Raw genomic sequence first — 20,158 nt, forward strand, 5'->3', positions numbered from 1 at the left:
AACAGCACGTGGAAGGGCATGGTCTGGGGGCAAACCCGAGCGGCACTTCTGCAATGCGTTGTGGGACTTAGCAGATTTTAAACATTTAGGATAACAGTGTAATTAAACTAACCGGGCATGCGTTACGAGGAGCCCCCATGCGAAGAGGGAAAACCAAAGATGAGAAAGCTGAACGTTGTCGTTGCAGTTGCCGCAGCCTTTGCCGCAAGTACTGCCGATGCACAGAGCAGTGTCACGTTGTTTGGGGTCGTTGATAGCGGCTTCGTCTATCAGAATCAGAACGGCAGCTCCGGACATTCGGTATTCAATGCCATTTCAGGAGGGCAAAATTCAAGTAGATGGGGCTTGCAGGGAACGGAAGATCTTTGGGGAGGCCTGAAGGCAGGGTTCGAACTTGTACAAAATTTTAATAACATGAATGGCTCGATCAACGTACCTGGCGCGGCCTTTAGTCGCTATGCCAACGTTTATGTCGAGTCGACGTACGGACGTATAACTGCTGGTCTGCAAATCGATCCTGCCTACGTCGCCATGCTCTTAGGGGATCCAAACGTTGGGTCCAGTTACTTTAGCGGCGTGAATTATTGGCTGGTCAATGAGGGAAACACAGCCTCACCAGGCGCCACAATGAGTGATTCTAACGCGGTTAGCTACAGACTCTTCAAAGGTGCTTTCAAACTCGAAGTGTTGTATGCGTTCGGCAATGTGCCCGGTGAATTCAGTGCGGACCAGACGATTTCTATGGGCTCGGGATATGACAATGGGCGTGTGGCTGTTGCTGCCGGATATCTGCAAAAGACCAACGCAAATGGGCAGCGCGATTTGCGGATCTATACGATGTCATTTGGGTATCATGCCGACCCACTCTTTTTCCGCGTAGGCTTGACGGACTTTGACCAGCCGCTAGGAAACAATAGCATCTTGAATGGCCCCGGCACGCCCGCTTCAAATATAGAAGTTCTCGACTCAGGTGTGAGCTGGACCGTTTCACCCGCATTGACCTTGAGAGCAACATACTATTTTTCCGAGGATCGGAAAAACACCCGCAATGCGGCGAGTCAATATTCGGTGAATGCCTCCTACTCCCTGTCGAAGCGGACCAGCATTTACTGCTTCACGGGTATTGTCGATGCGAAGACTGGCGCGAACGCGTTGACAGCCGTCACCACGAGCTCATCGGCGCTTCTGATAGGCGCCCCCGGCCGCCGAACGGTCACGGCGGGTGGCGGCCTGATGCATCTTTTTTAAGCGACCTGTCGGTCCAATTACCGATCCGGTTGCTGATGGATGCGGCGCCGGAGCGAAATCATGTTGGCAGTTCAGACTGCCATCCTGTGGCCCAAGTTGCTACGGGGGTATCGACCTCGTCCACACTTGATGAAGACCAGAACGTCCCGATATGAACATCGCTGGGACATTGCCAAAGGTGGGTGACAATCCATAACGTATCGGCTCGCGTTTGGAGTGCCGTATGAGCGATCCACCCGATAGCAAGCCCCTTATCGCAACGAGAAAGAAAATGGAAGCCAAAACATTTCAGCCGCCTAATCTCGATTGGAAAGTCGTTGACGTCAGAGGTACCCCGATGAAAGAGGCTCGCGTTATGAACGGCGAGCAGGGCATCTACTCTGCATATTACCAGTTGCCTAAAGATACGGAGATAAAGCCCCACAAGCACGTAGCTTGGGTGCAAGTCATGGTCGTGCAAGGCGCAATGTCCGTAAGGGAAGGCGACGCGGTTGCACTTGTTAGATCGGGAGGTTGTTATTTCGTGCCGCCAGGCGGGCAACATTATGAGAAGGCGATCGAAGACACACTGGTATTGGTTACCAGTCCTGATCCGTAACGGGCGACTCATCGTGCGAACAGTGCCGTCGACGGACAGTTCGCCTACACCGAATTTCTCGCCATGCTCCTGCATGATGAGGTCGCGCGGCGGGACCGGAAGAAGCTCGACACGCGTCTCGTGCGTGCCGGCTTCGGGCTGGACAAGACACTGGAGACCTTCAACTTCGACTGGCTGCCAAAGCTCAACTGGCGCCATTACGGCGATCCGTGACAAGGCGTCTGTCATATGAAACAAAACGGATCGGTCTTTCCAGATAGACAGCGCCGCCGGGTCGTACTCGTCGCCGGAGCGTCCAGAGGGCTTGGCAAAGCGACAGTACACTATTTTCGCTCAAGAGGCTGGTCCATTGCGGCAATGGTTCGTGGACCGCTAAATCTGCGTCTTGAGAGAAGCCATAGTAATCTCCTCGGCGTCCGCCTCGATTTCTCAGATCACGAGTCGGCATATATCCGTTTCTCGCGCTGGAGAAGCAAGGGTGTGTGGCCGCGGGTGGCGAATGTTTTGGCGGGCGAGACGGAAATCGAGCACATCCTGATCGATTCGACGGTCGCGCGAGCGTACCAGCATTCGGCTGGGGCCTTAAAAAACGGGCCGCAAGCGCTCGGACGCTCCCGAGGCGGACTGAGCACCAAACTGCATCTGGCGGAGGATTCGAAGGGTCGCCCGTTGCGACTGATCGTCACTGAAGGACGGGTCGCCGACATCTCGTGTGCCGCGCAACTGGTCGAGCATCTGCGCACCGGAGCGGTTATCGCAGACAAAGGCTACGATGCTGACCACTTCGCGCAACGGATTCGGGCTACCCGCGCAAAGGTCGTGATCCCGCCGCGCTCGAATCGCAAGACAAAGCGCCGCTACAACCGTGTGCTGTACCGTACACGCAACCCGGCCGAGAGGTTCTTCGACCGCATCAAGCATTTTCGCCGCGTCTCCATTCGATATGACAAGCTCGCCGAGAGCTATCTCGTGTTCGCATCGCTTGCCTGCGCGTTTGGGCCAGTCGTAAATGTGAAAACGACCTAGTGAGCCCCGGTCCGCCTGTCTTGTCATCACATACATTGCCTGCGCAACCTTTCAGTGTTCATCTTCTTCAAATACTAGGCTTCCGCGCCGTACTGAACATCATGCCGATTTCTCGCTCCCATATCCCACCTGATACGGTCGATCGTAGGCCAAGACCGCTCAGATCGTCCGCGCTATCTTAGCTGGCTAACGCGATGATCAGCAAATTCAGGGGTCGCTGCGCCGACGAAACGAGCTACACAGCGAGTCAACTACCTTTTTTGAAGTGACCTCGTCGTCCCTGCCGGCGGCCGGGCCGCCCGAAATAGAAGCCCTGCACCAGATCCGCATCGCACTCCAGCGCGAGCAATGCCTGGTCCTGCGTTTCCACGCCCTCTACCAATACCAATGCACCGGTTTCGCGCAGCAGTGACACCAATTTCGCAAGCAGACGCGCACGGCGTGAGCCAAGAGCGGCCTGCTCAACGACACTGCGATCCAGTTTGACAATATCAGGTTGAAGTTGCCAGACCCTGTCGATGTTCGAATGGCCAACTCCGAAGTCATCCAGTGCGATTAGGAAGCCTTGCTGTCGAAACCCGGCAATGCCCTCGACTAATTGCTTTAGTTTTCCGTTCGGGCTCTCAAGTACCTCCAGGACAATGCGGTGAGGCGTTAATTCCAGGCGCTTCAGAGTCGCGTCTACAACACGGCGATAGGCCTCTGAGACAATAAAGCCGTCGGGCCGGATATTGAGAAATAGTCGGTCGTCAGCAATGCACATTTGTGCGAAATTGGACGCATGCAGCAACTGAACACTGCGCTCCAGGTCATTCCAACGCCCCTGCGGAGGACGGCCCAGTACCTCAAGCGGAGGAACCTCGTTGCCTGCGGAGTTCTTTGCCCGGAGCAATGCTTCGTACCCGATCGAACTATGATGCCGCAAACTGAAATTTGGCTGGAACGCGCTCGAAAGCGTTAGATCATCGTAGCGCATGGAAGAAGACTGGAACGAAGTGCCGCTCTCGGAAAACTTCATCAGGTCTTGAGGTCCCATTTGGATAATCGCCGTGATGGTGCTTCGCACGTGACATGAATGCGCAACACCGCAGTAGTGAACCCGGTATCCCATTAAAGTCACAGCATGCCCGTAACGTCCGCTCTGCTCATTTCGACGAGGCGGGCATCCGGGTCGAATCTCTTCCCAAACGGTCGGATGGTACAACACACCGCAGTTGCGCAAGGTGCTCAACGCTAGCACAAGGCATTTCTACCTTCGTGAAAAGACGAAAATGCGTTTTTCGACTTTCTGTGCCTAGCGCAGGCATCGGCTATGGAAGGCGATATGATCACTGACAAAGGTTGAAACAAAATTATAGCCGTGGTCGTATCCGGCGCGTCGCCGCAGATAAAGTGGTTCTCCTAAGTTGGCGCACGCCATGGCGAGAGCCTCTGGCCTCAATTGTTCCTGCAGAAAAGGGTCGTTCAGACCCTGATCGATCAGCAAAGGGAAGTCTAGGCGTCGATTCAGGGTAAGCAGCAACTCGGACGCGTCGTATTGGGCCCATGTCTCGCGACCAGATCCAAGGTATAGGCCAAAGGCCTTTTTTCCCCACAGACACTGCGATGGCGCCGCGAACGGGGCGAGTGCCGAAATCGACTTGAACGCGTGGCGATTTCGCAAGCCCAGCACAAGCGCGCCGTGGCCTCCCATCGAATGCCCCGATATCCCCATCCGGTTTGTGTTCACTGGAAGACTGGTAGCGATCACCTCAGGCAGTTCGTGTAAGACGTAAGAGTACATGCGGTAATGACGGGACCACGGCTCCTGAGTGGCGTCTACATAAAATCCAGCTCCGATCCCAACGTCCCAAGCATCCGGCTCGTCGGTGACGCCATCTCCACGCGGACTTGTGTCAGGAGTGACGATGGCAATGCCATGTTCCGCTGCGTACCGTTGAGCGCCGGCCTTGATTGCGAAGGTCTCCTCGTTGCATGAGAAGCCGGCCAGAAAAAGCAGGGCTGGAACTTTGCCGAGCGACGCTTGCGGCGGAAGATACACACCAAAGCGCATCGATCCTCTGACCGATGAGGAATCGTGTCGATAGAAACGCTGCACTCCCCCGAAAGACACATGTTCAGATAGTAGTTCCAGCATAGTTCAACCTTTAAACAGAACGACCGAGCGGATCAATTCGTCCTTTTCCACCAGGTCCAAACAGACGCCCACTTCGCTTGGGACAAGTGGCAGCTTTGCTTTCTCGAGCATTTGGATGTTTGCCATCAGGCAGCCGGCTGGTATGCCTGCATTGAGGGCCGTCTTGTAGCTGGCGGATAGACGCTCCACGAACCATCGCTGTGACGAAAAAACACAATCGCCACAGAGCCATGTGGACGAACCACGCCAACACGAACGTACCGAGCCCCGCCAGGCATCACGCGGCCATAGTCAAACACTTGGACAGGCATTGCTGGCGTGGACTGGAACCACTTTTCAACTGACAAGCGCAACGATCGTTCGCGAGTTTTCATCACAGCGCTCCTTTCCTGGACGCCTTACCGCTATTCGACTAATTCGGCTTCGCGTACGCGCTCTTTCCTTGCTCTCTGGCATTTGATGAATTTCGCAACCCGTCCTGATGGTAGTTACCGATTCCGCCGTTCATCACAACTCCGCCCGTACCCGATAAATGAAGAGGTATGAATTAGGTTATTTTCAAATTTTCACGAATGTTCCAAAGGCACAGGCAAGCGATCCAAACACGAAATAGCTGTCGACGAGCTTGTCGTAGCGAGTGGAAAAGCGACGAAAATGTTTAATGCGGTTGAAGAGGCACTCGACGATGTTGCGCGTGTGGAACAGCACACGACTGCAGCGGCCCTTTGTCTTTCGATTCGACCGTGGCGCGGAATCACTGCATTCGCCCGAGTGGCTCGGATTCTTTTTACGAAGGTGTCCGCGTCGTAGCCTTTGTCGGCGATAACCGTGCCTACGGGAAGGTGCTCGATAAGCTCGTCGGCACATGACACGTCATGAACCCGCCCCGCAGGGACGACCAAACGCAAAGGCCGACCTGCACCATCTACTGCCAGATGCAGCTTGGTGCTCAATCCGCCGCGCGAACGTCCGAGCGCCCGCGGCCCGCTGTTTTTAATGCCCCCGCCGAATGCTGGTGCGTCCGTACGATCGTCGAATCGATCAGTATGTGTTCGATCTCCGTCTAGTCCGTCACCGCCTAGGCCACACGTCTGCCAGACGCCTTTGCGCCGCCATCGGGAGAAACGCCTGTACACCGTGTGCCACCGACCCAACTCTGCCGGCAAATCTCGCCACGGGCAACCAGTGCGCCCAATCCACAGCGCTGCCTCGAGAAACCAGCGATTGTTGATCGCTGTCCGGCCCCGATCGCCTTCCTTGCCCGGCACAATGAGTTCGACCTTTTTCCATACCTCGTCACTCAGTAGCGTTCGAGTCATCCTGTCTCGCGCGTGCAAAAACCGGATGTAAACACATTTCGGCAAATGTAAACAGTCCCTAGCCCAACCACAAACGCCTTCGGACCTTTGCTCAGATCCGGAAAAATGGCCTTTGGGTCGGCGACCAGTTTAAAAAATCGCCGACTACCGTTCACTAGGGGTAATACCTGAAGGCTGCTCCACCGACTGCACTCAACCAGGAGCGACCTGTCGCACCATCTTGCCGCCCAATCGCAGAATCGCAAGTGTGATCGTCGCAAATAGAATCGAATCAAGCGAAGCGACTGTGGTGAGAGTAATCCAGTGAACCGATGCGGCGTAGCCTCCAGCTACACCAACAACCCAGGCGATACATGGGCCGATGCGAATTAGTGGCAGGTCCGCTTTTACGTCCCGTGTTGCGTCCTGGATGCTGCGCTGTAACGCTGAGATAATGTTAATCGCGGCGACCGGCGGCAAAGCGATGCCTAGTGTTGTCAGGAAACCAGCAAGTAGCGCGACGGCATCTACCCCCGTCACCCAAAAGGCGCAGACGCACGCAGCAACAATGACCCAACGCAAACGCACGATTTTCAGTAAATTTGTGAATCCTAAACTACTAGAATATAGGGAAACGGAAGAATCGATCGTCGCTGTGATCAGAAGCAACGCGAATGCCGGAGCCGCAAGACCAAGACCGACGAGTACGCTGATGAGGTCTGTTGCGCCCACCGCAATTGACGGGATCGCCGAGGCAATCAGCATCAACGGATAAAAGATCGACAAGGCGCTACCCGACGCGAAGGCTGCCCGGCTGGGGATCTTAACGAATCGACCGAAGTCTGGCTGAATAATGACGCCAACGATGTACATCCCTACCACCCCAGAAACTGCGTTACTGAACGCGGCTCCAAACGAAGGAATGATTGTGTCACGTACAGTCAAATGGAACGGGAGGGTATGATATATAGCGTACGCCAGAAGAAGAGCCGTTAGCGGGAGAATAATAGTTCCAATCCAGCTAAGCCCCTTCACCCCTCTCAGAGTCAGCAACCCGACAACAACAATCAAGGCACCTGCGAGGAAGGCGGGGCTGATATTGATTTGCCAAGCCTGATGAAGTATACCGGCTGCCGTGGCACCCATAACGGCGCAGATTACGGCAAACCAGCCCAAAGTGCATAGGGCAATGGTCAGCTTTAGCACGATGCCACCCAGTCGCCCGAACGTCTGCTCGGAGATCAGAGCAAGGCTAAGTCCACTCCTCGCTCCGCAGTAGGAATTCAGGGCCCCGAGGACACCCGAAATAGCGCCGCCGACGATAAAAGCTACGACGGCACCTAGCAGCCCCAACTCTTTGCCCACTTGACTTGACAGAATAAGCACCGGCAACCCGCACAAGGCGCCGGCAACGATCAGGAAAATTGGATATGCCGGACCGCGCGCCTCAACCGGAACCTGAACGCGGGCAAATCCATTTTCTTTTGCGGAAAGCTCTTGACTGTGCTCCATTTTGACGCCTCCCTATGAGTTAGCCATATCAATCATGATGCCAACGGTGGTGGCAGGTTCTTTCGAACGGTTCATCCTCTCCTGAACAGATTGCCCGGGCGCTCTTGCACGGCTACTTTCGACAACCCTGTGCGCGTTGTCGTCATGATCTTTGCTCAATCGTGTCTCCTTACGTGGCGTTTGATGTACATCCTAAATCGAGCTATTAAAATTTTTTGCACGAGTACCTACGGCCCTATGGCCAACCCGACGATATACCTAATTAATCAGCTCAAACTCCTGAATCCCATTTCGGGCACCTTCATCACAAACTCAGCATATTTTCGAAACCTCCGAGGAATGTCGCGCAATAGCGTTTGGACGATTGGACATTTTTCTGAACCTGGCGACTTTGTTTGTGCTTGTGACGAGACCTAATCGCTAGAAGCGGGGCCTTGTTAGGATAAAGATACGCGGGACTGGATCGGCGCGATTGTAGAAAAAAACTGCATTGAACATTCTAGTCATCGGCGCCCACGCTCTGAGATTCGACGCAACGTTGCTTAGCGTCGTTTGCTCGAAGCCCAATCCGGTTGGCTAAGGGCGACGCTAAACATGAGTAGGATTACGAAGAATATGGCCAACGCTGAGAGGCATCCATGGTCTGACTTGCGCATGATCCTATTGATTAAAGGGACGAATGAGCGCAACGCGGATCCGTTCGCCGTTCGGAGGAAGGATGCCCACGCAATCGTCTATTGTCTTAGCGGAGAAGCGTTAGAGAAGGGGGCAATTTATTTATATGATGAGAAAAATTACGGCCAACAACAACGGCGTTGCGATACCGACGCTCGCCATCTCAGCGTCGAGACATCATGCTCGGAAGACTTCGTATCCGTTGACGAGGTCTATCGACCAGCCTTGGTTTGCTAGGTCGCCAGCGTCGATAGGTTTGGCGTCAAGGAAACAGACACCATGGTCATCGACACTGCTCATCCCGGGGAGAGGCGGTCGCGGAAGGGTGGAGGAAGGACCGGATGCGCGGTTTGTGTCGAAAGTCAGATTATGTTCAAGGCCAACCAGATTGCGCTCTTTGACCGTCACTGGAGGCGAGTACGGCTGTTCAGTACAGTATGTCAGTGCGGAGCTATATCCCCGCCGTAACGGCTCCTGTGACTGTAGCCGCGGCCATCGGGCCAACTACTGGCACGCGCCCCAAAAGGGATGAATTCAGGGCCGGAGTACGCTAGCGTACTTCCATTTTCTTTCGAAGGCGGCCGCCATTTTCCACGGCGTGGCAGTACGAATTGACCCGATTTATATGGGAGGTGAAGGAGTGGCTTGGGACACAACCCTGCAAAAGGGTTCAATGTCATCTCCGTCTAAAGAGAAGTTCTTGACTGCCGATTTATGGCGCGATATTCGATTACCACATCAAAATTCTGACTTGCCGAATTTACTTCGGGGGGAATTCCTACCTCACCATGAACACCACCATTGAATCCATTGCCGCCGCCTGGAGTATGGCGCCGAAGTCAGTATTGCCAACACAAAGCGACATCACCGGGGCGCGTTGGCACTGTGCCGGGGGGAGGCGCACGCAACCTTACGTCGCGCCGCTTTTCCAGAACGTGCATGTAGTATCGCTGTTGCTGCGTGGCTTCACAGGTGAGTGTTGGTTAGACGGAAAGACGTTCTACACCGGTCGGGTGTCAGCCAACCGGCTTCGGGTTACCCCCGCTGGTCACGTGCCATCATGGCGTGCGGACGGCACGGTGGAAATGTTCCACGTATACGTTCCGGATTCCGCACTGCGACGGCAGCTTGCGGTCCTCGGCTACTGCGGGGACGCGTCGCAAAACGCGTTGCGTCAAACGAAGTATATGTCCGATCCGTTACTGAAAAATGTCATGCATCGTCTTGCGGTGATAGCGCGTGTCGACGGTAGGCTAGAGGAGCGCTACCTGCAAACGCTGGAAGATACACTGTTGTTGCATCTGCTCATTCACTATGGCAGCTCAGCCAGCGTGCGCGTTGATTCGCCAGTCCTGCCGTCGGCGGGCGTTAATCTGGCGATCGTGGCGATTTCAACTGATCTCGGGACACATCTTCCCATAAGTGAACTGGCGAAGGTTGCCGGGATGAGCGCCGCACAGTTCAATCGGAATTTCCAGAAAGTGACCGGGTTCACCCCTCATCAGTACCGACTTCAGCTACGCATTGAGGCCGCGAAGGCGAAGCTGGCGGGGCGAAATGAAAAGCTGGCAACGATTGCCGATGAACTTGGATTTACTGACCAGGCCCATTTCACGAGGACATTTCGCCAGTTTACAGGAATGTCGCCCGGTGAATTCTCTACCCACTGCTTGTAGCTTGCCTGAAGTAATCGCCCGATCACAATGTCGCAATGCTGTGACGGGGAGCGTCGGCACCCATGCACCGTTGTTCCCTATTAAACCGATGAATAGCAGCAGACGCGAGCCGAGCAGTTGACATCCCCGAGTGGTACGCGCGATCCGGTTTTCTCTCGCGAAGTACGCATCGATCAAACCGGGGGCGTCGATCTTGCGCGGCGCTAGTTTCCCGATGCGCAATACTCTTTCGTCGCTGACTTGTCCTGCTCATCCATCCATTCGCCCGCAGTGGCGTCGAACATCCTGGATGGCACAGCGCGCAGTCGACGTGACCTCGTAGAGCCGGCAAGCTAGACGCGCTGCTTATAGCTACATCACCAGATGATATTTTTCTTGCGAAGCCAGAAGGCGCAGACTTCGTTTCGTTGCATCGGCGCGGAGAGCACATCGTCGTCAGATGAAACTGATCGCTGGTGCGTTTCACGACTTAATGACATACCGCGAGTCGTTAAGGTCAGATTGCATGCTCTCGATTTTAAATGTTTCTCAAAAATACTGAACGAGGCCAACACCCGTAGTGACCGTGCGATGGCCGGGGGTGCAGACCAGGAGCGCGGAGGCGGTCGTGCTCACCGCTGTCAGCGCGTTTGCGCCAACCTTTGCGTCGACCACTCCCGTGAAGCGACGCTCCAGCTTACACCTGCGTCAAGAACCTCCACATTTGAAGCGGGGGTGTTAAGTAGATATTATTTCCCAGCGGCTGGTCAAAGTCCGTGTAGCCCATGCGGAGAAATATCGGGCCGGTGTGATACCCGACCGACGTAGTATAGGTCCGCAAATCGCGCTGGCCATTTGCATTGTTCTTTTCCAGATATCCGGCTGTAACAGCCAGGCGCCCATTGTCGTACGCCGCTCCCGCAGCGATCGTCTGGTCGACGCTGATTTCACCGGGCATATTGCCGAAAGCATATAGCGCTTCGACTTTGAAGTCGCCCTTGAAAAGTCTGTAGCTAACGGCATTAGGAGTATAAATTATGCCGCCTAGTTCGACACTGTTTTCCTCATTCGCCAGCCAATAATTCACGCAACTAAAATAGTCGGCTGCGTCGTTTGGATCCCCTAGATGCTATGTGGGAGGGCAGCGGCAGTAAGCCCGACTGGAGTAAAACGGGAGTTGCACACTCGTTTTCTCCGAAGGAGCACGCAAATGGATACGGCTGACACAGCCCTCCGTGGGCAGAATACGACGGCAGGTGGCCGCCTGTACATGGCTTTTGAACTGGGCGAGAAGAACTGGAAGCTCTCACTGGGTGATGGCCAGCGCGCGCCCAGCCGCTGTACGGTCGCCGCCGGTGATACCACGGCGGTTCTCACCGCCATCGCCAACGCCAACGCCAGGGCGCGTTGCCATCTCGGTGCCGACGCACCCGTCTACAGCTGTTATGAAGCAGCTGTCAATCTCGTGGTGGATTCGGCCAGTATCGAGGTGAACCGCCGTGCACGTCGCGCCAAGACAGACCGGCTTGACAGCGACAAGCTGCTGTCGATGCTCATGCGCTATTACGCGGGCGAGCGGCGCGTGTGGGCGGTCGCCCGCATCCCCACGCCTGAGCAGGAAGACGACCGGAGCCTTCACCGCGAGCTCGAACGCCTGCGGCAAGAGCGTACCGTGCACACCAACCGGATCCGTTCCCTGCTGGTACTGCACAACCTTCGGGTCAGGTCTGTCGGCGGTCGCATCTGGACGCACTGGTGGACCCGTCAGCGCGAGCTGCTGGCGCCCGGTCTGCGCGCCGAGATTGACCGCGAATGTGATCGGCTCGCGCTGGTGCGCCAGCAGATCCGCCTGCTCGAAGTGCAGCAGGAGCGGCAGGTGCGCAGCGGCGCACATCCCGGCATGGCGCTGCTCGCACAGCTTGCCGGCATCGGTGCAGGCAGCGCATGGACGCTCGTCAGGGAACTGTTCGGCTGGCGGCAGTTTCGCAACCGCCGCGAAGTGGCCGGCTGTCTGGGCCTGACGCCCACGCCGTACGCCAGCGGCACCAGCGAGGTTGAACTCGGTATCAGCAAGGCGGGCAACCGGCGATGTCGCTGGCTGATGGTCGAGCTCGCCTGGAGCTGGCTGCGCCTGCAGCCCGGCAGCCAGCTCAGCCACTGGTTCAACGAGCGCTTTGCCGGTACCGGCAAGCGGATGCGGCGCATCGGTATCGTCGCGCTCGCACGCCGTCTGGCGATCGCCCTGTGGCGTTATCTCGAGCACGGCGAGATCCCCGTCGGTGCGATATTCAAGCCGCGCGACGTCAACACCTTGGGGGCCTGAATGACTGAATGACATCGGATACAGCAACAGCATGTAAAGGTCAACGCGCCCGGAACGGGCTCGGGATACCCATTGCGGGTGGCCGTTTCCCTAGATGGGGCGAGTCGGTAACAGGGTAGCTCCAGCGCTTCGCGAATGCGGCATGAGATGACCGGCCTGTCAGGCCGGCACGGATAGAAGGTCGACTCGGCACTGACCGGTCAACAGACACCCTGACCTGAATGACATTGACATGCCAGGCTGCAACAAGGTTTACGCGATGAGCGTCCGTACCGTGCTTTACGCACCGGCCTCTACGGCCAGCCTGTGCCTGGTCATGGTAGGTGACCGCGCAGGCTGGCCGTAGAGGCCGGACAAGGAGATTTACTTCGCATAACAGAATTTGTATCGTGAACCGGGCTTGACTTTCAGTTCCCCATAGAAGGGCCTGTTGACAATCACCGCCGAGGGGGCTGTTAACTTTTGAGGAAAACTGTTTACATCCTGTCTTTTGCGGAAGAACAGGATGCCAAGACTGATGCTCAGCGACGACCAATACGAACGGATCGCACTCTTGCTGCCGGGCAAATCCACCGACCCGGGTCGGACCGCAGCAGACAATCGACTGTTTGTCGAGGCCGTGCTATGGATCGCACGCACTGGTAGCCCATGGCGCGATTTGCCGCCCGATTTTGGACCGTGGAACAGCGTGTACCGACGCTTTGCCAGATGGTCTCGGGCAGAAATATGGCATGCGGTACTCGCCGGGCTTGCGGGTGACACTGACCTTGAGGAAGTCTTCATTGACAGTACGATTGTGCGTGCCCACCAGCATGCCGCCGGTGCGGCGAAAAAAAAGGCGAACAGGCGATCGGGCGCTCGCGCGGTGGATTGAGCACCAAGATTCACGCTCTGGTCGACGGTCTGGGTATGCTCGCTCGCTTTCATCTGACGGGCGGACAGGCTGGAGACAGCCCCGAGGCTCTGCCTTTGCTGGGCGAACTGAGACCCGCCAGTCTGGCTGCCGATAAGGCTTACGATACAAACGCGATCCTGCAGCATCTGGAATCAGCGGGCATTCAAGCTGTCATCCCCAGTCGCGCCAATCGTGTTGAGCAACGTCCTTTGGATGAACATCTTTACGCACCGGGTGGGTTGCCGGTCCGCGGAGAGGTCCGCCGACGAACACGAGAGCGGGCGGATCGGGTGATGCCGCGAAGCGTCGCATGCGCGAACGCTCCGCGGATTTCGCTGGTCTTGCGTCAGCGCGTCATGCTCAGGGTGCAGAGGCCGGCGCGGGGCTGGTGCGCTTGGTTTCCACGCCCTCGAGCGTGCGCGGGCCGCCCGTGGTAGTCGTATTGCCTTTGTTCAGCGTCCTGAGCTCGGCGTTCTTGCTTGCACGCCGCGCCTTGCGTGCGGCCTTGCGCTGGGCCCTGCGAACCTGACCGGAAGAGGACGCGGTGGCGCTCGTCGCACTGCTCTGCGCGAAGGCATCGGGCGCCGTCGCGAACCCGCACGCGATCGAAGCGACGACGGAAAGGGCGACCAATTTGAGTCGATACATTAAACACGCTCCGGGTTGAATCGTTGGGCAAAATGCCATCACAAGCGGTCCCGTCCGTGACTGCGTGCGCCGCCAGGGCGGCCACGGCAACGCTTGCGAACCTTGTCGATCGTCTGCCCGCGCGCTCAGGCACCGCGATTGGCATGGGCAGACCCGACGTCCGAATGATACGTTAAGCTACGGGCCGTTGACAATCAGCATATCTAAATGAAAGGGGCGGAGGGCGCAACAAATGATGAAAAACGTTCGCATAGCTTGTCGTATCACGTAGCAACACGACGAAATTATCAATGGCCGTCAAGTGCCCCACGCCAGCCCAGATCGACGACATCGCGGATTGATCTGAATGGCGGAATCAGGACGTAAAAGAAGCCGCAGTTTCCTTAGGATTATCCGAAGTTTATGGCGGCATTTGATCTACTCGCGCATCGATTGGCGGAGGAAACCTCCCCCTGTTACCGGCGTATTCGGACCCATCCACGCCTCTTCAAAATTTGCAGGAAAATTGTTCGGGCATATCTGCTCTAGGCGAATCCCACGAGACCATCTGAGCCCCAGAGCCGCACTGTGCAAGCCTTCGTGGATTGTTTAGATCCGACTAAGACCATTGCGCTAGACCCGGGACGTCTGCACCGATGCCTCGAATTTTCAACGCGAATTTTTTTTACAATCGCACCTAACCTATCCCAAGTATCGTGCTCCTAAGGACGTAAAACGCAACGAAAGGAGACAAGATTGAGCAAAGACCATGGCGATAACGTACACCCGGTTGTCCTTGCGAGCAGTGCGATGGCGCCCGGGCGGTCTGTCCAGGACGTCTTGAGGGCAGAAGCGCGTGAGAAAGGCATGACTCAGGCAGCCGCCAATGCCGCGGTGCTGAATAGTCCCGACAGCGTAGCCTCGGCATTCATCGCGTTCGGCGGTGTACTGGGCGGGATACTGAAGGTCGTGGCCCAATCGAAAGAACAGGTACTTAACACGTATAGCTCGTCCCCGTCTCTAACGAGCCTTTCCGATTCGACCATCAATTGGCGTCCAGGCCGCATCACCTTCGTCGTACTTGCGAGTGTTGTCTCGGCGATGTTCCTCAGCGGATCGATTCTCAGCTGGTTCAACGCCTTTATCACGGTGCTTGGGGTTTTGATGATCTGCTACGCAGGGATCATCTTGGCGGACTATTTCATCGTCGCCCGCCGGCATCCCGCTGCCGCTACCCCCTCAGTAAACTGGCTAGGCGTTGCCAGCGCCGTGATTAGCTTCGTGCTCGCGCACTATGTCCTGAACACGCTTATCCCGATCGAGTTTTTTACTTCGCTGATTGGTGCGCTGGTGCTGTACCCGTTGCTCAGCCGTCTGGTTCCTCGCCGGCTCAGCTTGCAGACGCAGTGAATGCGCCGCCGGGGCAGTCTCCTCTAGTCCCGGCTATCCCCGATCGTCATGGAAGCTGCCGACGCGTTCGGTCGCCGGGACGACGCTCGTACTCACTTTCTTAAGAACCTGACAGCCGTGAAAAAGATCATTCTTGCAGCCATGTTGATGGGCCTTTCGTTTGCAGCCCAAGCACAGAGCTCTGTGACACTGTTCGGCCTGCTGGACGTGGGCATCACCTATACGAGTAACGCTGGCGGTCATAGCAGCATTGCTGAGCAAAGCGGGATTCAGGCGCCGGATCTGATTGGCGTGCGTGGAACCGAAGACCTTGGCGGTGGCTATGCCGCCATTTTTGTGATGGACGGCATGTTCTCCATCAATACCGGAGCGGCGGAGTCAGGCGGAGGCATATTTGGGCGCGAGTCGTACGTCGGTATCTCGACGCCAATGGGCACCGTCACGCTCGGTAATCAATTTGACTATATGAACGAGAGTCTGTCCGTCGCCCGATATGGCTACCAGCTTCCGTACGTCAGTCTATATCAGCTTCCAGGCGGGCCATTTTCTAAACTTGGCACGCCTCTAGGCACGTTCGACTACAGCCGCCTTGCAGGGGGCGAAGCGAGTCCGAACAGCATCAAGTTTACTTCCAAGACCTACGACGGCCTGGACTTCGGCGTCATGTACGGCTTTAGCAATATTGCCGGCGAGGGAGGCACCAACAACATGACCAGCTTTGGTATGAACTATGCGAGCGGTCCGTTGCGGCTCGAAGCAGCTTTTACGTTTGCGCACGACCAGACCTTGGGCAATGGAACGGGTGGCATTCGTAACTGGGGTGCAGGCGGTCGCTACGACTTCGGGCGCTTTGCCATCGATGCGCTCTATACGAACACGGATAACACCTTCAACGGCGCGCAGGTCAGCGCCATTGAGATCGGTGGGCTCTATTCATTTGCGCCCGACTTTTTTGCTTACGCACAGTATATCTACGCTAAAGGTAACGACGTTCTGACGGACAATCGCGCTAACCAGATTGGTCTGACGTTAGACTATCTGCTCTCGCGCCGCACTGATATCTATGTGAATGGTATCTACCAGCATGCAAGTGGAGGAGATGACGCATTCGCCGCCATTTCGGGCTCCTCCACGGCTTCGACAACCGGCAGCCAGACGATAGTGCGCGTCGGAATACGTCATCTTTTCTAATCGCATGCGCGGCGTAGACCCAATGTCCCGAATTAGAAATTCGTAGACAAAATCGCTTGACGCTGGCGAGGATGTCGTCGGCCGATTTGGTCCAGCCGAAAGGTCTCGGATCAGTGTTGTTGATCTGGATGTATTGGCGAATGGCCTGTTCGAGTTGCCGGGTGGAGCAATGAGTGCCACGGCGGATGTATGTCTCGCTGAGCGTGGCAAACCATCGTTCGACCTGGTTAATCCACGAAGCAGAGGTCGGGGTGAAATGCGTATGAAAACGCGGGTGGCGAGCCAGCCAGGTATTGATCGAGGAGGTCTTGTGCGTACCGTAGTTGTCCATCACCAGATGCACGTCCAGTTGGGGGGGGCACGTTGGCCTCGATGGTGCGCAGGAACTGCAGGAATTCACTGCTGCGATGACGTCGATGCAGTTCGCCAATGACTTCGCCCGTGGAGATGTCCAGCGCCGCGAACAGTGTGGTCGTGCCGTGGCGCACATCGTCGTGCGTGCGTCGCTCAGGGATGCCCGGGGCCAGCGGCAGCATGGGCTGGGCGCGGTCCAGCGCCTGGATCTGGCTCTTCTCATCCACGCACAACACCATGGCCTTGAGCGGCGGGTCCAGATACAGCCCAAAGATATCGCGCACCTTGTCCACAAACAATGGATCGCTGGAGAGCTTGAGGGTCTTCTGCCGGTGTGGCTGAAGCCCGAAGGCACGCCATATCCGCGTCACGGCCGTCTGCGACAGCCCCATCTCGCGGGCCATTGTGCGCGTGCTGGTGTCTCTCGCCGGATTTCGCCGAAACGATCAAGCCAGGTCCATGTGACCACGTCCTGGATTCGCGAGGCGGAGCGCGAATGCCGTCCCAGCCAGTCAACGGAGTAAATAGAGAGCTAACGTATGGAAAACCAAACCACCCGTCCGGAAGTTTCGACTGAATCGCAGCCGGGCGAAGAAATGATCATGAACTGCATTGCCGCCGGGATGGCGCCGGTACAGGCGGCTACTACGCGAGATCGCGGCACCGGGCCCTTCGGACGCCTGGTCCTTCGCGGCGCGACCATTATCGACGGCACCGGAGCTCCGCCATGGGGGCCGGCGGACATCGTCGTCGAGCGAGGGCGTATTTCAGAAATTGTCGCAGTGGGAACGCCTCACGTTCCGATCTCACCGTCGCGCAGACCCGCTGCCGGCGACTCAGAGATCGACTGTCATGGAAAGTTCGTGACGCCAGGCTTTATTGATTGCCACGCGCATATTGGCGTTTTCTATCACGCACTGTCCGGCCCCATGGCGCCGGCGGACTATGTCTACAAGCTCTGGCTTGCGCACGGTGTAACGACGGTACGCGAGATGGGCTGTTTCAACGGGCTCGGCTGGACGCTTGATCAGAAGGCGAAGTCCGAAAGCCACGACATTGCCGCCCCTCGATTGCTGGCTTACCCCTATTTCCCCGCGGTCAACGATTTCCTGAAGGTTATTCATACGCCCACTGAAGCGCGCGCTTGGCTTGAGGCAGTTAAGGCGCGAGGTGCAGATGGCGTTAAATTCTTCGGGGCACCCCCGGCGATTATGGCGGCTGCGCTCAAGGAGTGCGCGAATCTTGGTCTACGTTCTGGTTGTCACCATGCTCAGCAGTCAGTGGCTCGAATGAACACGCTGAAGACGGCGGGTTGGGGTTTAACCAGCCAGGAACACTACTACGGCTTACCTGAATCGCTTTTCGAAGACCATTTTCTACAGGACTACGCGCCGGACTACAACTATAACGACGAATACATGCGGTTCTCTGCTGCGGGTAAGGGCTTCCGAAGCGCCGCTAATCCTGGCAGTGCAAAGTGGAACGAAGTTCTCGATCGATTTTTGGAGCTTGACTTCACTTTCGTTCCTACCTTCACGGTATATGACGCGAATCGTGATCTGATGCGCGCGCGTCGGGCGGATTGGCACGACGACTATACGTGGGCAGGTCTTTGGAAGTACTTTCAGCCGTCGCGCGGTGGCCATGGCGCCTATTGGTATCGGTGGTCGAGTACCGACGAGATTGAATGGAAAGAGCAGTACAGGTTGTGGATGCAGTTCCTGAACGAATACAAGAATCGCGGCGGGCGTGTGTGTACCGGCAGCGACTCGGGCTTTGTTTTTCAGATCTACGGTTTTGGCTACGTGCGCGAGTTGGAGCTCCTGCAGGAAGCAGGCTTCACGCCGCTTGAAGTATTGCGTGCCGCGACATCACAAGGCGCCGAGTTGGTAGGTCTCAGCGAGGAGATTGGCAGCGTTGATGTCGGAAAGGCGGCTGACCTTCTAGTGCACGACATTAATCCTTTGTCGGATTTCAAACTGCTTTACGGCACGGGAGCGATGCGCCTAAACGACACCACCAACAGCACTGAATGGTCTCGAGGGTTGCGCTACACGATCAAGGGTGGCGTCGTGTACGACGTGGGCGAACTGCTCGCTGACGTGAGGGGGATTGTTGCGACAAGTAAGGAAGTTGAGCAGGCCGAAGACGGAGATCGACGCAATGACGCTTCGACTTGAAATTGTCATCGTCTGCGGGTTTCTGGGCAGCGGCAAGACGACACTGCTGATCGATTATCTGAATCAACCGGAAGCTGCTGGGACCGCGGTGATCGTGAATGAGGTGGGGGAGATCAATATCGACGGTGCGATCGTCGTCGAAGGGGCCGGCGTGCCTTCGATCATGTTGAGTAACGGCTGCGTTTGCTGTTCGTTGACCAGTGACTTTGTCGCGACGATACAAGGCTTGCTTGCCGACCGAGAAGCGGGCAAGGGCGAGCCATTCCATCGCATAGTCGTCGAGTGCAGCGGTTTGTCTCGTCCCGGCCCCATCGTTCGTGCATTAGCTCGTCTTGAACTCAGCCAGCTCGACGTGCATGTTGTTGCTACCTTTGACACGATGCAAGGTGAGCGCTGTGCGCGGCAGCATGATGAGGTGTTGGCCCAATTAGGGGCGGCCCACACAGTGGTTCTGACCAAGCTCGACCAGGCTAGCGAAGTGCAGAAGAGACAAGCCTACGACGCGGTGCGCAGTATTAATCCGCTGGCCACCGTCTGCAATACGGCAGACCCGCGTGAACGGGTTCGATTGAGTGTACTTGCGGGTGCGCCACGTGGACTGGACATCAGCGCTGTGCCGTCTGCAGGTCGAGTGTTGCAAAGTCTCAACCGGATGGGCCAATCGCGTCACGAGCGCGTGCAGGTCATGCTCGTGCAATTCACGAAGATTCTGCCATGGGGCGAGCTGGCAGACTGGCTCGACAACCTTGCTGCCTTTTGCGGCGAGCGCCTGTTGCGCTTAAAGGGTTTCGTTGAGGTCGCAGATTGCCACGATCTTCTACTGATACAAAGTGTAGGGACAGTCTTCAGCAATCCGACGCGCGTGCCGGAACGCGATGACATCGCCCGCAATGTGGTGCTCATCGCCCGTGACCTCAGCAAAGCGGACGTGCTGGGCATCGATCCATCGTTGGAATTGAGAGTTACCATGCATTGAAGTGCCAAGTGTGAGCAATAACTTTAGCGCTGGGATCAGGCGTTCGATTTCGA

General features: G+C 56.5%; 16 protein-coding genes and 3 pseudogenes. 11 read left to right on the forward strand and 8 right to left on the reverse strand.

The genetic code is table 11. The annotated features are described in order from the left end of the window. The first annotated feature begins 159 nt into the window (after positions 1–159). The 4 genes and pseudogenes from PQQ96_RS21660 to PQQ96_RS21675 all read left to right on the forward strand — a co-directional run bounded on the left by PQQ96_RS21660 (position 160) and on the right by PQQ96_RS21675 (position 2,872). Positions 160–1,248, forward strand: coding sequence for a porin (locus PQQ96_RS21660; protein ID WP_408296313.1), 1,089 nt, complete (start codon positions 160–162; stop codon positions 1,246–1,248). Positions 1,249–1,471: 223 nt separating this feature from the next. Next, positions 1,472–1,846, forward strand: coding sequence for a cupin domain-containing protein (locus PQQ96_RS21665; RefSeq protein ID WP_408296316.1), 375 nt, complete (start codon positions 1,472–1,474; stop codon positions 1,844–1,846). A 27-nt stretch (positions 1,847–1,873) separates the two neighbouring features. After that, a pseudogene (locus tag PQQ96_RS21670) lies at positions 1,874–2,059 on the forward strand (ATP-binding protein); the annotation flags it as partial. A gap of 144 nt (positions 2,060–2,203) precedes the next feature. Continuing rightward, complete coding sequence (locus PQQ96_RS21675) at positions 2,204–2,872, forward strand: IS5 family transposase (protein ID WP_408296319.1); 669 nt, start codon at positions 2,204–2,206, stop codon at positions 2,870–2,872. Positions 2,873–3,119: 247 nt separating this feature from the next. On the opposite strand, the gene PQQ96_RS21680 is transcribed toward PQQ96_RS21675, so the two are convergent. The 5 genes from PQQ96_RS21680 to PQQ96_RS21700 form a co-directional block, all read right to left on the reverse strand. Beyond that, on the reverse strand, positions 3,120–3,938 hold the full coding sequence (locus PQQ96_RS21680; RefSeq protein ID WP_408296322.1) for an EAL domain-containing protein: 819 nt from the start codon (positions 3,936–3,938) through the stop codon (positions 3,120–3,122). A 228-nt stretch (positions 3,939–4,166) separates the two neighbouring features. Next, positions 4,167–5,009, reverse strand: coding sequence for an S-formylglutathione hydrolase (fghA, locus tag PQQ96_RS21685; RefSeq protein WP_408296325.1), 843 nt, complete (start codon positions 5,007–5,009; stop codon positions 4,167–4,169). 3 nt (positions 5,010–5,012) lie between these two features. Then, entirely contained in the window at positions 5,013–5,198 is a 186-nt protein-coding gene (locus PQQ96_RS21690; protein WP_408296327.1) for a hypothetical protein, read from the reverse strand. A 377-nt stretch (positions 5,199–5,575) separates the two neighbouring features. Continuing rightward, entirely contained in the window at positions 5,576–6,328 is a 753-nt protein-coding gene (locus tag PQQ96_RS21695) for an IS5 family transposase (RefSeq protein ID WP_408296330.1), read from the reverse strand. A 192-nt stretch (positions 6,329–6,520) separates the two neighbouring features. Beyond that, positions 6,521–7,819 carry a cytosine permease gene (locus PQQ96_RS21700; RefSeq protein ID WP_408296332.1) on the reverse strand — a complete coding sequence of 433 codons (1,299 nt, stop codon included), beginning with the start codon at positions 7,817–7,819 and terminating at the stop codon, positions 6,521–6,523. 1,463 nt (positions 7,820–9,282) lie between these two features. Here PQQ96_RS21700 and PQQ96_RS21705 point away from each other — a divergent pair. Beyond that, a complete protein-coding gene (locus PQQ96_RS21705) occupies positions 9,283–10,170 on the forward strand; it encodes a helix-turn-helix domain-containing protein (protein ID WP_408296335.1) in 888 nt (295 codons plus the stop codon). A gap of 676 nt (positions 10,171–10,846) precedes the next feature. On the opposite strand, the gene PQQ96_RS21710 is transcribed toward PQQ96_RS21705, so the two are convergent. Next, entirely contained in the window at positions 10,847–11,236 is a 390-nt protein-coding gene (locus tag PQQ96_RS21710) for a porin (protein WP_408296338.1), read from the reverse strand. Between the two features lie 123 nt (positions 11,237–11,359). Between PQQ96_RS21710 and PQQ96_RS21715 the strand changes: the two genes are divergently transcribed. Further along, positions 11,360–12,472, forward strand: coding sequence for an IS110 family RNA-guided transposase (locus PQQ96_RS21715; protein WP_408296341.1), 1,113 nt, complete (start codon positions 11,360–11,362; stop codon positions 12,470–12,472). A gap of 505 nt (positions 12,473–12,977) precedes the next feature. After that, a pseudogene (locus PQQ96_RS21720) lies at positions 12,978–13,714 on the forward strand (IS5 family transposase); the annotation flags it as partial. Positions 13,715–13,727: 13 nt separating this feature from the next. Here the strand turns inward: PQQ96_RS21720 and PQQ96_RS21725 are convergent. After that, the gene (locus PQQ96_RS21725; protein WP_408296496.1) at positions 13,728–14,015 is read right to left on the reverse strand and encodes a hypothetical protein; all 288 of its coding nucleotides are present in this window, start codon (positions 14,013–14,015) and stop codon (positions 13,728–13,730) included. A gap of 735 nt (positions 14,016–14,750) precedes the next feature. Here PQQ96_RS21725 and PQQ96_RS21730 point away from each other — a divergent pair. Both PQQ96_RS21730 and PQQ96_RS21735 read left to right on the forward strand, forming a co-directional pair. Then, entirely contained in the window at positions 14,751–15,404 is a 654-nt protein-coding gene (locus tag PQQ96_RS21730) for a purine-cytosine permease family protein (RefSeq protein ID WP_408296344.1), read from the forward strand. A gap of 48 nt (positions 15,405–15,452) precedes the next feature. Continuing rightward, a complete protein-coding gene (locus PQQ96_RS21735) occupies positions 15,453–16,595 on the forward strand; it encodes a porin (protein WP_408296347.1) in 1,143 nt (380 codons plus the stop codon). Positions 16,596–16,641: 46 nt separating this feature from the next. Here PQQ96_RS21735 and PQQ96_RS21740 read toward each other — a convergent pair. Continuing rightward, positions 16,642–17,365, reverse strand: a pseudogene (locus PQQ96_RS21740) (IS630 family transposase); the annotation flags it as partial. Positions 17,366–17,488: 123 nt separating this feature from the next. Here PQQ96_RS21740 and PQQ96_RS21745 point away from each other — a divergent pair. Together PQQ96_RS21745 and PQQ96_RS21750 are read left to right on the forward strand one after the other, a co-directional pair. Then, entirely contained in the window at positions 17,489–19,129 is a 1,641-nt protein-coding gene (locus tag PQQ96_RS21745) for an amidohydrolase family protein (protein ID WP_408296350.1), read from the forward strand. Beyond that, on the forward strand, positions 19,113–20,105 hold the full coding sequence (locus PQQ96_RS21750; RefSeq protein WP_408296353.1) for a CobW family GTP-binding protein: 993 nt from the start codon (positions 19,113–19,115) through the stop codon (positions 20,103–20,105). The genes PQQ96_RS21745 and PQQ96_RS21750 overlap by 17 nt, the downstream gene beginning before the upstream one ends. Positions 20,106–20,158: the final 53 nt, after the last annotated feature.

Source organism: Paraburkholderia sediminicola, assembly GCF_046027825.1.
In the GTDB taxonomy this organism is placed as follows: Bacteria; Pseudomonadota; Gammaproteobacteria; order Burkholderiales; family Burkholderiaceae; genus Paraburkholderia; species Paraburkholderia sediminicola_D.

Coding starts and splice junctions, on each gene's coding strand:
- PQQ96_RS21700 (WP_408296332.1), bottom strand. CDS start 7,819: ATGGAGCACAGTCAAGAGCTTTCCGCAAAAGAAAATGGATTTGCCCGC.
- PQQ96_RS21660 (WP_408296313.1), top strand. CDS start 160: ATGAGAAAGCTGAACGTTGTCGTTGCAGTTGCCGCAGCCTTTGCCGCA.
- PQQ96_RS21750 (WP_408296353.1), top strand. CDS start 19,113: ATGACGCTTCGACTTGAAATTGTCATCGTCTGCGGGTTTCTGGGCAGC.
- PQQ96_RS21735 (WP_408296347.1), top strand. CDS start 15,453: ATGGAAGCTGCCGACGCGTTCGGTCGCCGGGACGACGCTCGTACTCAC.
- PQQ96_RS21715 (WP_408296341.1), top strand. CDS start 11,360: ATGGATACGGCTGACACAGCCCTCCGTGGGCAGAATACGACGGCAGGT.
- fghA (WP_408296325.1), bottom strand. CDS start 5,009: ATGCTGGAACTACTATCTGAACATGTGTCTTTCGGGGGAGTGCAGCGT.
- PQQ96_RS21695 (WP_408296330.1), bottom strand. CDS start 6,328: ATGACTCGAACGCTACTGAGTGACGAGGTATGGAAAAAGGTCGAACTC.
- PQQ96_RS21675 (WP_408296319.1), top strand. CDS start 2,204: ATGGTTCGTGGACCGCTAAATCTGCGTCTTGAGAGAAGCCATAGTAAT.
- PQQ96_RS21745 (WP_408296350.1), top strand. CDS start 17,489: ATGGAAAACCAAACCACCCGTCCGGAAGTTTCGACTGAATCGCAGCCG.
- PQQ96_RS21705 (WP_408296335.1), top strand. CDS start 9,283: ATGAACACCACCATTGAATCCATTGCCGCCGCCTGGAGTATGGCGCCG.
- PQQ96_RS21665 (WP_408296316.1), top strand. CDS start 1,472: ATGAGCGATCCACCCGATAGCAAGCCCCTTATCGCAACGAGAAAGAAA.
- PQQ96_RS21725 (WP_408296496.1), bottom strand. CDS start 14,015: ATGTATCGACTCAAATTGGTCGCCCTTTCCGTCGTCGCTTCGATCGCG.